We start from the raw sequence: 13,015 nt of genomic DNA on the forward strand, positions 1-13,015 counted from the left end.
TTGAGGATCGACGCTGCGCGTGGTGCCGGTGCCCCGCCGGCTCGTTCTCGTCGTCAGTGGCGACCGTCATCGCGAGATCGACGACGGCCCCTCCCCCGGGATCGTCCGCTCCCGCTCGTAGCCGGTCCGCAGGGCGAACGGGTGGTAGGTGGCGCGACGGGGACGCCGGGTGCGGGCCCGGAGACGTTGACGATGACGCGTGGCCGGTCCAGGCCGTGGCTGAGGACGAACCGGCTCAGGTACTCCAGCGCGAAGACGCCCTCGACGCCCTCGGTGGTGACGAACCGGCTCGACCGGAAGTAGCGGGCGCACAGCACCAGCGCGTCCACGGCGGGGTGGCGGGCGTTGATCTCCCTGAGAACTCTTCTGTTCTCGCCGACCAGGCTCAGGTCCGCGGGGATGAAGTGGGCCCCGGGCAGCGTGGCCGCTTTGGCGGCATCACGGCCGATGATCACCACGGTGTCACCCCGGCCCAGGTAGGTCGAGGCCAGGGCCCGGCCCATGCCGTCGGTGCCGCCGCTGATCACGATGGTCTTCGCGGTACCGGTCATCAGGACTCCTTTGCTCCGGTGGTGGCGGGTTCGGGGTGGGTGGACGGCGCGTGGGTGCGGCCGGGCAGCAGCGGGATCGCGGCGAGCACGGCCACGATGAGCACGGTGACGAGCCAGAAGACACCGTGGAGGCCGGTGATCACGTCTGCGGAGGTCTGCAGGATGAGGGTGACCAGGGCGATGCCGAGTGCGGCGCCGAGCTGGTTGAGCATGTAGAGGACCGAACTTCCCTGCGCGACCAGCGGGCCGGGCAGGCTCCGGTAGAGCGAGCCCATCGTCGGCGCGCTGAAACAGCCCATGCCCAAGCCGATGGTCAGCGCCGCCAGTACCGGCCACCCCTGGCCGGTGTCGGCGGTGATCCGGGTGAAGGCCAGGGCGCTGAGCCCGGCCACGAGCGCGCCCCCGGCGGCCAGGCCGCGGGTGCCGATCCTGTCGGACAGCCGTCCGGCCAGCGGCATGGCGACGGCGCTGCCCAGACCCGCCGGAGCCATCAGCAGCCCGGCGGCGAGCACTCCGTGGCCGTGTGCCTGCTGGTGGTACAGCGGAAGCGTGAACAGGGTCGCGAAGGTGGCCAGCCCGCCCAGGCCCATGATGGTGACGCCGGCGGCGAACCCCCGGTCGGCGAACAGCCGCACGTCGATCAGCGGTGGCGTGCGGCGGGAGCCGAGCGCACGCAGGACGTAGCCGGTGATCAGCACGATGCCCGCGGCCAGCGGCAGCAGCGCCTGCCAGACGGTGAACGCTCCGTGCTCGGCCGTCTGCGACAGGGCCAGGACCATCGCGGAGAACCCCGGCCCGAGCAGGGCCAGTCCCAGGACGTCGAGCCGGACCGCCGACCGTCGTACGGCCGGGGGGTCCGTGGGCAGCACGCGTACGGCCAGCAGGTACGCGATCAGGCCGACGGGCACGCTGAGCAGGAACATCCATCGCCACGACAGGCCGCCCAGCACCGCGCCGCCCACGATCGGGCCCAGGACCGGGCCGAGGGACAGCACCACGCCCATCAGGCCCATGACGCGGCCCGCGCGCGCCGGTCCGGCCGCGCGGGCCAGCAGGATCAGCACGAGCGGGTCGAGTACCCCGGCGCCGAAGCCCTGCAGGGTACGGAAGGCGATCAGGCTGCCGGCGTTCCAGGCCAGCCCGGCGGCCAGCGATCCTGCGACGAACACCGCCAGGCCGGCCAGCCACAGCCGTCGGCCACCGTACCTGTCGACGGCCCAGGTGGTGAAGGGGATGGTGGTGGTGACGGCGAGCAGGAAGCCGGTGGAGGCCCAGCCGACCGTGCTGAGCGAGGCGTCCAGGGCGCCCACCAGTGTCGTGGTGGCGACCGCGGCCATCGTGCTGTTGAGGATGCCCAGCAGGCCGCCGAGCAGGACGACGCCGATCAAGGTCAGCAGTGGCCGGTCGAGACGGCCGTCCGGAGGAATTGAACTCATGGGTTCAAAGTAATTATCTGAGTAATCCAATGCAACCGATTCGTTCACTCGGTTGAACCAGCCAGTACAATGAAGCCATGGCCACCGCACGCGGACGCATCGACAAACGGCAGGCGATCCTGGACGGCGCCTTCGCCGTGTTCGCCCGTCAGGGCTACGCCCAGGCCTGCGTGCAGGAGATCGCCGACGAGGCCGGCGTGGCCAAACCGACGGTCTACAACCACCTCACCGACAAGGCGACCCTCTTCCGGCACGCGATCCAGGCCGCGGCCCGGAGCGTGCTGGACCAGCGGCTCACCGCGCTGCAACCGCTCACCGAGCCCGGCACCGACCTCCGGACCACCCTGGAGGAGGTCGGCCACCACTTGGTGCGGCTGCACGCCGACGACCGCTCCTGCGCACTGCGGCGCCTGCTCTACGCGGAACTCACCCACTTCCCCGACATCCTCGACATCGCCGTCGAGAGCGGTCCGCACCGTCTCAACCAGGCGCTGGCCGACCGGCTGGCGCGGCTCGTCCTCACCGGACGTCTCCGCGCCGCCGACCCCGACCAGGCCGCCGAACACCTCCTGTCCCTGCTCGTCGGCCCCCTGGAGTCACGCTCCCAGATGGGCACCCGCCGGCTCGACGACACCGAACTGCAGGAGATCGCCCGCGCCGCCGTCCACACCTTCCTCCAGGCCTTCGGCCCCGAGAACGCGGACGCGCGGCAGCCCGCGACGTGATCGCCGCCGGACGCGGTCCCGTCCATGGCGCGAGACGGGTCTTCCATCCCGCGTCCACGTGAGGGAACGTTCAGTCCACCAGGCCGGCGCGGTAGGCGGCGATGGCCACCTGTACCCGGTTGGTCACGGCGAGCTTGTCGAACAGGTGGGACACGTGACTTTTGACCGTTGCCTCGCTCATGTGCAGGCCGGCCGCGATCTCGGTGTTGGAGCGGCCGAGTCCCACCTCGACGAGCACCTCGCGCTCGCGGCCGGTGAGGGTCTCCAGCCGGGCGAGCGCGTCACGGCGGCGCCGGACGGGCACGTCGGTGGTGACCCGGTGGATCAGCCGCCGGGTCACCTGCGGGGACAGTATCGCGTCACCGCTGTGCGCGAGGCGTACGGCACGGATCAGGTCGTGCGGCGAGGTGTCCTTGAGGAGGAATCCGCAGGCCCCGGCCTCCAGGGCGGTGAAGACGTGCTCGTCGGTGTCGAACGTGGTGAGGATCACGACCGCGGGCGCACGGGGAAGCCCGCGGACGGCCTCGGTGGCGGCCAGGCCGTCGGTCCGCGGCATCCTGATGTCCATCAGGACGACGTCCGGCTTCAGGCGGCGCACGGCGTCGACCGCCTCGCCCCCGTCCGCGGCCTCTCCTGCGACCTCCACGTCGGGCGCGGATTCGAGGATGAACCGCAGCCCGGCGCGGATCAGCAGTTCGTCGTCAACCAGCAGCGTCCTGATCATGTATGCCCCTCGCGGACGCGTCCCACGGCAACCGGCCCTCGAGACGCCAGCCTCCCGCATCGCCGGGCATGCCGCGCACCGTTCCGCCGATCAACCGGAAACGTTCTTCCAGGCCCACGAGACCCGCCCGGGCGCCGGAAGGGCCCGCGGCGGGCCGGGGCGACCGCTCGTTGACGACCGTGATCGTGACGCCGTCCTCCGGGCTCCCGGTCACGCGGACGGTGACCGGTGCTCCGGCGGCGTGCCTGTGCGCGTTGGTCAGCCCTTCCTGCACGAGCCGATAGGCGGCCCGGGCGGTCGCCACCGGCAACGTGCCGAGGTCGCCGTGCAGCGTGACGGCGTTGCCGGCCGATGTCCAGGACTCCACCAGTCGCCGCAGGTCGGGAAAGGCGTCGTCATGTCCGGCCCGCAGCACGCCCACGATCGTCCGCAGCTCTTCGAGGGCCTCCTGCGCGGTGACCCGGATCAGCGCCGCCTCCCGCTCGACGCGTGCCGGTCCCGCGCCGGGGTTGACCTCCAGCCCGCCGGCGTGCAGCGAGATGAGGGTGACCTTGTGCGCGAGCACGTCGTGCATCTCCCGTGCGATCCGGCCGCGTTCGGCGGCCTTCGCCTGTTCGTCGCGCAGGTGCCGTTCGGTCTCGGCGCGCTCCGCGCGTTCCCGCAGTGACCTGGTCAGCTCGCGGCGGGTGGCGGTGTACCCGCCGGCCACCAGCACGGCGGCGGTGGCGGCCGTCGCGGAGAGCAGCGCGTCCGTGCCGGACCCGCCGCCGTCGACCCACTGCTGCGCCAGGAATCCCGCCACGCCGATCGCCGCCAGCGCCGCGAACCGCGGGCCCGGCCGCACACCCGCACCGCAGAACAGGCCGATCAGCAGCGGCCCGGGGTTGCCCGACAGCGCGTACGCGCCCGCCCCGGCGGCGGTGACCGCGATCGGCCACCGATCGCGGAACCACACCGCACCCGTGGCGACCAGCCCGGCGGCCGCGATGACCACGCGCGGCAGCGGCGCCCACGGCACCTTGACCGCCACGACGGTCAGCACCAGGCAGAACACCACGGAGGCCGCGCTCACCGCGTGCGGGCCGAGCGTGACGACCCACCGCGACGTGTTCCGGTACGTCACCATCGGCCCAGCGTAACCAGGACGGCGGCGCGTCACCTCCTACGAACGTCGATGCCGTCCGCCCGAGAATCTCCGGCTTAAGTGTGATGCGGCCATGACCGCGACGGCGATGCGGCCCCGCCCTCACCGGCGGCACCGTTGATGACCCCGACCACGTCAGGAGTCACGCCATGTGGCCAGCCCCCCTTCCACGCCTGCTGCTCATCATCGCCCTGTCCCTGGGGGCCCTCTGGCCGCCCTCCGCGGCCGCGGCCTCGGCGGCCGTTCCCGACACCCGCCGGCTGGCGGACTTCTTCGACGCCACCATGCCGGCGGCGCTGGAGGCCGACCACGTGCCGGGCGCGGTGGTCTCGGTGGTGGGCGCCGGGAAGACCCTCTTCAGCAAGGGGTACGGCCTGGCCGACCGCGAGAACGGGACGCCGTTCGACCCCGCCACCTCGCTGGTGCGGATCGCCTCCATCACCAAACTGTTCACCTGGACCGCGGTGATGCAACAGGTGCAGCGGGGCAGGCTCGACCTGAACGCGGACGTGAACCGCTACCTCACCACGTTCCGCATCCCCGCGACGTACCCCCGGCCGATCACGCCGGCGCATCTGATGGACCACACCGCCGGGTTCGAGGACAGCGCCATCGGCGTGGGCGCGCGGCGCAAGGCCGACGTGCCGCCCCTGGGCACGTATCTCGCCGAGCACGTGCCGGCGCGGATACGCCCGCCCGGAGAGGTGTCGGCCTACTCGAACTACGGCGCGGCGCTGGCCGGGCACATCGTGTCGCAGGTGAGCGGGAAGCCCTACGACCGGTACGTCCAGGACCACATCCTGGACCCGCTCGGCATGCGGCACAGCACGGCCTCCGAGCCCGTCCCCGCCCGTCTGGCCGCGGGCCAGGCACGCAGCTATGACCACGAGGACGGGACCTACCGGCGCAAGCCCTTCGTCTTCGACAACCTCCCGCCCGACGGGTCGATCAGCGCCACCGCGGACGACATGGCCCGCTTCATGATCGCCCACCTGGGGAACGGGCCCATCCTCGACGAGCCCACCGCCCGCCTCATGCACCGGCGCTCCTTCGCCGCCGACCCCCGCATCGACGGGTACGCCCACGGGTTCAAGGAGCAGACCGTCAACGGGCATCGCGTGATCATGCACGACGGCAGCTGGGAGGGCTTCCAGAGCGCGCTGCTGCTGGTGCCCGGCGCCGGCGTCGGCCTGTTCGTCTCCACCAACGGCACGGGCGGCATCGACACCGTCTCCAAGCTCGTACCCGCCTTCTTCGACCGTTTCCTCCCCGGCGACCGCGCCGCGCCCTCCGCCCCGCCCGGCAGGACGGCCACGCCCGTGGCGGGCTTCTACAAGCCGGCCCGCACCGTCGAGTCGACCATCGAGAAGGTGCTCACCCTCACCGGCTCCTTTCGGCTGCGGGTCACCGACGACGGAAGACTCGCCTTCAAGGGCATGACCTGGAGCCCGCTGGCGCCGGGGCTCTATGAGCAGGACGGCGGCTCTCAGCGGCTGGCGTTCGTCACGAACAGCGCCGGCGTCACGTACGCGGCCACCGACGGGCCCACCTACGAGCTCATCCCCTGGTGGGAGACGCCTCCGGTCAACCTCGTCGTCGTCTCGGTGTTCGCCGTCACCGCCCTGACGGCCGTGCTCGGCCTGCCGTCGGCCGCCGCGCTCCGGCGACTGCGCGGACGTCCCGCTCCAGCGCCTCGCGCCTGGCGCGCCGCCCGTCTCCTCTCCGGCCTGGCCGGCGCCGTCGGGCTGGCGTTCGTCGTCATGTTCGCGCTGATGCTGACCGGTGACACGAGCATCCTGTACGGCGTGCCGGTGAGCCTCCGCATGCTGCTGCTTCTCCCCCCGCTGTTCCTCGCCCTCACCGTCGCCGCGACCGCGACCACCGTGATCGGCTGGAGACACCGGCCCATCGGCGTCCTGGCCCGCGGTCACCAGGTGACCGTACTGGCCGGGATGTCGGCCCTCGTCTGGTTCTGCCTGCACTGGAACCTGCTCGGCTGGCGGTTCGGCTGACCGCCGCCGCAGACGATCCACCTCCGTGATCTCACCCCGCCACCACACCGGCCGTCCCACCTGCGAGAACAGGCTGAAGTCTCCTCATCGTCCCGGTAGGGGCGTCCGAACGGGCGTACGTCGCCAGCGCCTCGAGCGCCTCCTCCTCGGACCGGCCGATCCGGCACCACCCCGGCCACTCCACCGAGCAGGCGAAGACCTTCTTCGGGCCGATCTCCAGATAAACGCGCGTCATGGGCGACAGCATGGCACCCGTACCTGACAACCCATGGCAGGAATGTGTCGAGTTGCCAGAGCCTGGATGCCACACCGCGGCGACGACGGCGGCGCTCGGGTCGCCGGGGGCGTGACCGGTGTCGGCGCGGAACCGCTCGTACAGCCCCGCAGCACCGGCTCCACCTCCACCGGACGGCCCCCGGCCAAGGCGAACATGATCGGAAGATTGCGCCGTCCGACCGCCACGCTCCCCGGGACGCCCCAGAAGGCGCGACAGGCGTCGTTGCAGTCCAGGACGTCGAAACGCTCGTCCACGACCCGCGCTCGTCGACGCCGGGGCGCTGCCCCTGCCCCGCGGCCACCCGGTGGGTGGAGGGGTGGATCAGGCCTCCTCGTCCTCGGGCGTGGGAGCCGGCCGCTAGGGTTCATGGATGCTGCTGACGGTCCTCGGCGGATGCGGTGCGTGGCCGGGAGCGGGTCAGGCCTGCAGTGGTTACCTCGTGGAGCACGACGGGTTCAGGCTACTGGTCGATCCCGGGTACGCGACGGTGCCGCGGCTACTGCAACGGGTCGGCGCCGATCAGGTCGACGCGGTGTTCGTCAGCCACGGACATCCCGATCACTGCGCCGATCTGAACCCGCTGTTGCGGGCGCGTGCGTTCCGTGACGACCCGCCCACCCCCCTGCCGGTGTACTCACTGCCCGGCGCCCTGGATGCGGTGCTCGCGCTGGACGGCCCGGGAATGCTGACCGATGCCCATGTCCTGCGCGAGTTCACCGCCGGCGACCGGATCGACATCGGCCCGTTCCGTGCGCAGACCCGTCTGCTGCCGCACTCGGCGCCCAATGCCGGCGTACGGCTGACGGCGGGCGAGCGGGTGCTCGCGTACACCGGCGACAGCGCCCCGAGCCCCGAGGTGGTGGAGCTGGCACGCGACGCCGACCTGTTCCTGGCCGAGGCCACCTATGCCGACCGGGTTCCGGAGGTCTCGCGGCACAGCCTCTCGAGCGCCCGCCAGGCAGGCCGGCAGGCCAAGGAGGCCGGCGTCCGGCACCTGTTGCTGACCCACCTGCAACCGGGTACGGACGCCACCGCCGCGCGAACCGCCGCCGGGGCCGAACACGACGGCGAGATCGCCATCGCCACTCCCGGCCTCGCCGTCGATCTCTCCTGAACAAGGCCTCAAGGCCTCCTCGGATCTCGAAGGCCCGGCGTCGTTCTCCGGCTTCCGGCATGCGGCGCACCTCGACGGCAGCGGCCGGCTCTCGCGTCCCCCGGTGCCCGGAAGGCACCGGGCACCGCTCGGCGCCGGCGGAGGTGGGTGCGAGAGCCGTGGCCCTTGCCGGTGATCTCGTCACAGGTGTCGCCCTGATCAGCACTCGCACCCTGCTCGTACGGTCCCACCGGAAGCGTGAGGGCCGTACCGCGGACCCGCGGTCACGTCGAGAGGATCGTCAGACGGCCGTGCGCGACCACTGCTGGTTGGTACCGGTGTTGCACGGATACTGCTTGAGGACCACCCCGTCCGCGGTCGACGCGGACGGCACGTCCACGCACTTGCCGCTGTGCCGTGCCCGGAGCTGGAAGTGGCCACCGCCGGCGACCATCTGGAACTGCTGGTTGGTGCCGGTGCCGCAGGTGTACTGGACGAGCTCGGCGCCGTCCGCGGTCGAGGCGCTCACCACGTCGAGGCACTTCCCGCTGTGGCGGCTGACGATGCGCCAGTAGCCGCCGCCGGCGTCCTGGAACCGCCACTGCTGCCACGCGTTGCCGCCGTAGGTGTACTGGCCGACGCGCGCACCGTTGTCGGTGTTCGGCTGCTGGACGTCCATGGCCTTGCCGCTGTGGCGCGCGTCGACCCTGTAGAACGTCACCGGCGGAGGGGTGGGGTTGCCGACGGTGTCGCCCCAGGCGTACCGGATCCGGTCGGCGCCGGAGGCGTTGCGGACGGTCAGGTTGAGGTCGGTGCCGCTGCCGCTCAGGGCGTACATCGAGTACCAGTCGTAGCCGATGGTGCCCGGCTTGCCGCCGAGGGCGGGCCAGTAGGTGCCGCCCATCTGGTTGTCACGCATGACCTGGGCCATGGCGCGGATGTGGCGCACGAAGTTGTCGGTGCTGTTCGCGTCGCCGTAGTCGAGGCCGGTGGACATCGGCGCGCCGAACTCGGTCGCGACCGCGCGGGAGGCGCAGTTGCCCAGGCGCGTCTGGATGTGGCTCCGGAAGGCGTCGTAGGTCATGGCGCCGTAGAAGAAGGCGTAGTGGTGGAAGGAGAGCAGCGTCGCGTTGAAGCGGCCGTCGTTGCAGACGTCCCGCAGGTCCTGGCTGTAGCCGGTGCCGCCGATGAGCACCCGGCCGGGCACCGCGGAGGTGTGGTAGCCGAGCCAGTTCGCCGCGACGTTGCGCCATTCCGCCGACGTGTAGCCGTGCGGCTCGTTCATCGGCTCGAAGTAGACGTTGCCGTTCGAGCCGTACGTGTTGGTCACGCTGGACCACATCGTGTTCCACGCGGCGAGGTTCGTGATCCTGCCGCCGGAGGCGGCGCCGTCCTCCCAGTAGGCCAGGATGACCTTGAATCCGCGGGCGGTGGCGGCGTCGATGGCGCCGCGGTAGGCGTTCCACCAGGTCGTGTCGGCCACGGTGTGGGTGTTGATGGGCAGCCGGACGGTGTTGACCCCCAGGGTGGAGGCCATGTCGTCGTAGAGGGCGTTGGCCTTGGCCCGTACCGTCGCGTTGCTGTCGGACCGGCTCAGGCCCTGCACGACGAGCGTGCCGGTGCTGAAGTTGTCGCCCAGCACGGCCCAGTTCATGCCCCGGAACTGGCTGGTGGCGGCATCGGCCGGCGGCGCGGAGACGACGAGGCTCGTCACCGCGACGAGCGCGGTCACCACAAGGGCGATCAGCGACCGGCGCGACGACCGGGTGCTCCGCGACGATCCTGATGAGTGACCATCAGACGCCATGATCAGTGCCATGAAGTGTCCAATCACTAGATCTGAATTCCCGGGTCGAATCCTCGGTCGGCGTGACGACCGGGTCGTTCTGGTTCAGGGGCGTCAGGTCGAGACCGTCGGGGCTCACCGCCAGGTGGAGGGCGTGGTCGTCACCGGACCGGTTCGGCGGCTCCTCTGACGCAGGGACACCGCGGGCGTCCTTTCCGGGAATCGGCGGAAAGACGGCGAGGGGTGACATCACGGCTGCGCGCTCACGGCGGGGCCTCGGGAGAAACGAGATGCATCGACGGGCACGCGAGGAATTGTTAACGTTAACATCTCTGCGCACATCTTTTTCCTGCGAGCTCGGCAATGGGGCCATCGGTTCCCGTTCAAGGGTCGGCGATCAGGTCACATCCGTGTTTCTGCTGCATTTCCGCAAAGTGTTTAGGGTTCACGGGCGGGATGTCAACATCCCCTCACAAGAAATTCATCTCCGCGCAGTCAACATCCCGCGGTGGCGGCGATGGTGTGCGGTCCGTCCCCGGCCGCGGAAGCTCGTATCGCCTGTTCAACCCTCCGCGATGCCCGGTGGCCGGCGGCGCGGGTCTTCGGGGCATGCCGGTGAGCCCGGGGGCCATGCCGCATGCCCGGGTGATCTCGCCCATGCCCCGGGTCGGCGCGACCCCCCGCCGGGGACGCGGGGAAGCGGTCGCGCCGAGATTCTGCGGACCGGGCGGAAACTTTCGTGAAAGTTACAGAAGCATTCGGCGGGAACGGCGCCGTGAGCTGCACGAAACACTTTCCTCGACAGCGGTGGCTATCCCTTCCCGGCCTGCGCTTCCAAGATGTGAAGCCCGCACAGCACAGGTCGAGAGGACTCCGTGTGAACATGTCAGGCCGGATGCGGCTATCGGCGGCGGCGCTGGCCGCCGCCCTGGCCGCGGCGTCGATCACCGCGGTCACCGCCGCAGGAACCGCCCACGCCGTCGTACGACCGGCGCTCGGCCAGAGCATCAAGGTCAACCAGGTCGCCTACGCGCCCGACGCGGCCAAGCAGGCGACCGTGATCAGCAGCTCCGCATCACCGCTGGCCTGGAGCCTGCTGGACGGTTCCGACCAGGTGGTGGCCGGCGGCACCACGACCGTCTTCGGTGCCGACTCCCGCTCCGGCGACTCCGTCCACAAGATCGACTTCTCGTCCTACACCGGGACCGGCACCAACTACGTGCTCACCGTGAACAACGAGTCCAGCCACCCCTTCGACATCGGCACCGCCGCCTGGAAGAAGCTGCCCTACGACGCGCTGGCGTTCTTCTACCACCAGCGCAGCGGCATCGCGATCACCTCCCAGTACGCCGGCGGCGACCGGTACGCCCGAGCCGCCGGCCACCTGAACGTCTCCCCCAACCAGGGCGACGACAACGTGCCGTGCCGCAGCGACTGCGGCTACCGGCTGGACGTGCGCGGCGGCTGGTACGACGCCGGCGACCACGGCAAGTACGTGGTCAACGGCGGCATGTCCGTCTGGCAGCTGGTCAACGCCTACGAGCGGGCCAGGAACGTCCCCGGTGCCGACACCGGCGCCTTCGCCGACGGCACCATGTCCATCCCCGAGCGCGGCAACGGCGTGCCCGACATCCTGGACGAGGCCCGCTGGGAGATCGACTTCCTGCTGAAGATGCAGGTTCCCGACGGCCGCCCGCTGGCCGGCATGGCCCACCACAAGATCCACGACGCCAACTGGACCGGGCTGCCGCTGCTGCCCGCCCAGGACCCCCAGGCCCGGGTGCTGTCGGCGCCCAGCACCGCCGCCACCCTGAACCTGGCCGCCGCGGCCGCCCAGTGCGCCCGGGTGTGGGCGTCCGTCGACTCCGCGTTCTCCGCCCGCTGCCTGACCGCGGCCGAGAAGGCCTACGCCGCGGCCAAGGCCAACCCCTCGCGGCTCGCCCCGGCCTCCGACGGCACCGGCGGCGGCTCCTACGCCGACGGCAAGGTGACCGACGAGTTCTACTGGGCCGCCGCCGAGCTGTACGCCACCACCGGCAAGCAGGCCTACCGCACCGACCTGACCTCCTCCTCGCTGTACTACGGGCGCAGTTTCACGAACGAGGGCGCCCAGTGGGGAGAGGTCGGCAGCCTGGGCGACATCACGCTGGCGCTGGTGCCCAACGGCCTGACCTCCTCCATCGGCCAGCAGCTGCGGGCCTCCTTCGTCTCTGCCGCCGACGGCCTGCTGAACGTGATGCGCGGCCAGGGCTACCCGGTGCCCTTCCAGCCGTCCGGCGGCTACATCTGGGGGTCCAACAACCTGATCCTCAACAACACCGTCCTGCTGGCCCTGGCCCACGACTTCACCGGCGCCGAACGGTTCCGCACCGGGGTGTTCGAGACCATGGCGTACCAGCTCGGCCGCAACCCGACGGGCTACTCCTACGTCACCGGCTACGGCGACAAGCCCTCCCGCAACGTCCACCACCGGTTCTGGGCCAACCAGATCGACCCCTCCCTGCCCATCGCACCGCCCGGCGCCCTGGCCGGCGGACCGAACAGCGGCCTGGAGGACCCGGTCGCCCAGCAGCGCCTCAGCGGCTGCCGGCCGCAGAAGTGCTACCTGGACGACATCGAGGCCTGGTCGGTGAACGAGGTCGCCATCAACTGGAACGCGGTGCTGGCCTGGGTCGGCGCCTGGACCGCGGAGAAGGCCGGCGGCACCGGCCCCAGCCCGTCTCCGACCCCGACTCCCACCCCGACCCCGACCCCGACTCCCACTCCGACCCCGATCGGTAAGGCTTGCGCCGCGACCTACACCGTCACCAACCAGTGGAACGGCGGCTTCGGAGCCAACGTCGCGGTGAAGAACACCGGCACCACCGCGCTCACCGGCTGGACCGTCGCGTGGACCTTCCCCGGCGGCCAGACCATCACCCAGCTGTGGAGCGGCTCGCACACCGTGAACGGCCCGGCCGTCACCGTGGCCAACCTGGCCTGGAACGGCGCGCTGTCCTCGGGCGGCACCACCTCCTTCGGCTTCAACGGCGCCGGGTCCGGAGCCGACGCCACCCCTGCCGCGGTGACCTGCACCGCCCGGTGACCCGAACGGCGGGAGACGCGCCGGTGCGCGACGGAGCAGAGTCCGCTCCGCACCGGCGCGGCCCCGTCTCGTGAGGCCGTCACGGGCTCGATCCTCGCTGCCGAAGGGTCGCGCGACGGCCGTCACCGTTTCACGGCGCCACGCCCGTCACCGGGCCGGACGCACACCATCCGCGTGGGACG

The 13,015-nt window shown here is 71.2% G+C and carries 10 protein-coding genes; 4 read left to right on the forward strand and 6 right to left on the reverse strand.

What is annotated here, in order from left to right; translation table 11 throughout:
• Positions 1-53 precede the first annotated feature (53 nt).
• Complete coding sequence (locus ACIBCT_RS22790; protein WP_399191560.1) at positions 54-551, reverse strand: SDR family NAD(P)-dependent oxidoreductase; 498 nt, start codon at positions 549-551, stop codon at positions 54-56.
• Positions 551-1,987: a DHA2 family efflux MFS transporter permease subunit gene (locus ACIBCT_RS22795; protein WP_399191562.1), complete on the reverse strand. Its 1,437-nt coding sequence runs from the start codon at positions 1,985-1,987 to the stop codon at positions 551-553. Before ACIBCT_RS22795 ends, ACIBCT_RS22790 begins: the two co-directional genes overlap by 1 nt.
• A gap of 77 nt (positions 1,988-2,064) precedes the next feature.
• On the opposite strand from ACIBCT_RS22795, the gene ACIBCT_RS22800 reads away from it, so the two are divergent.
• Positions 2,065-2,712, forward strand: a complete 648-nt coding sequence (locus ACIBCT_RS22800) for a TetR/AcrR family transcriptional regulator (RefSeq protein ID WP_399191564.1) — start codon at positions 2,065-2,067, stop codon at positions 2,710-2,712.
• Between the two features lie 70 nt (positions 2,713-2,782).
• On the opposite strand, the gene ACIBCT_RS22805 is transcribed toward ACIBCT_RS22800, so the two are convergent.
• Both ACIBCT_RS22805 and ACIBCT_RS22810 read right to left on the reverse strand, forming a co-directional pair.
• Positions 2,783-3,436, reverse strand: a complete 654-nt coding sequence (locus ACIBCT_RS22805) for a response regulator (RefSeq protein WP_399191566.1) — start codon at positions 3,434-3,436, stop codon at positions 2,783-2,785.
• Complete coding sequence (locus ACIBCT_RS22810) at positions 3,414-4,562, reverse strand: sensor histidine kinase (RefSeq protein ID WP_399191568.1); 1,149 nt, start codon at positions 4,560-4,562, stop codon at positions 3,414-3,416. The genes ACIBCT_RS22805 and ACIBCT_RS22810 overlap by 23 nt, the downstream gene beginning before the upstream one ends.
• 167 nt (positions 4,563-4,729) lie before the next feature.
• On the opposite strand from ACIBCT_RS22810, the gene ACIBCT_RS22815 reads away from it, so the two are divergent.
• Entirely contained in the window at positions 4,730-6,592 is a 1,863-nt protein-coding gene (locus tag ACIBCT_RS22815; protein WP_399191570.1) for a serine hydrolase domain-containing protein, read from the forward strand.
• 31 nt (positions 6,593-6,623) lie between these two features.
• Here the strand turns inward: ACIBCT_RS22815 and ACIBCT_RS22820 are convergent, their stop codons facing one another.
• Positions 6,624-6,827, reverse strand: coding sequence for a hypothetical protein (locus ACIBCT_RS22820; RefSeq protein WP_399191571.1), 204 nt, complete (start codon positions 6,825-6,827; stop codon positions 6,624-6,626).
• A 412-nt stretch (positions 6,828-7,239) separates the two neighbouring features.
• On the opposite strand from ACIBCT_RS22820, the gene ACIBCT_RS22825 reads away from it, so the two are divergent.
• A complete protein-coding gene (locus tag ACIBCT_RS22825) occupies positions 7,240-7,983 on the forward strand; it encodes an MBL fold metallo-hydrolase (protein WP_399191572.1) in 744 nt (247 codons plus the stop codon).
• Positions 7,984-8,263: 280 nt separating this feature from the next.
• Here the strand turns inward: ACIBCT_RS22825 and ACIBCT_RS22830 are convergent, their stop codons facing one another.
• Positions 8,264-9,781: an RICIN domain-containing protein gene (locus tag ACIBCT_RS22830; protein ID WP_399191573.1), complete on the reverse strand. Its 1,518-nt coding sequence runs from the start codon at positions 9,779-9,781 to the stop codon at positions 8,264-8,266.
• Positions 9,782-10,643: 862 nt separating this feature from the next.
• Between ACIBCT_RS22830 and ACIBCT_RS22835 the strand changes: the two genes are divergently transcribed.
• Positions 10,644-12,833 carry a glycoside hydrolase family 9 protein gene (locus ACIBCT_RS22835; RefSeq protein WP_399191574.1) on the forward strand — a complete coding sequence of 730 codons (2,190 nt, stop codon included), beginning with the start codon at positions 10,644-10,646 and terminating at the stop codon, positions 12,831-12,833.
• The last annotated feature ends 182 nt before the right edge of the window (positions 12,834-13,015 follow it).

Source organism: Streptosporangium sp. NPDC050855 (assembly GCF_044456585.1).
Lineage (GTDB): Bacteria > Actinomycetota > Actinomycetes > Streptosporangiales > Streptosporangiaceae > Streptosporangium > Streptosporangium longisporum.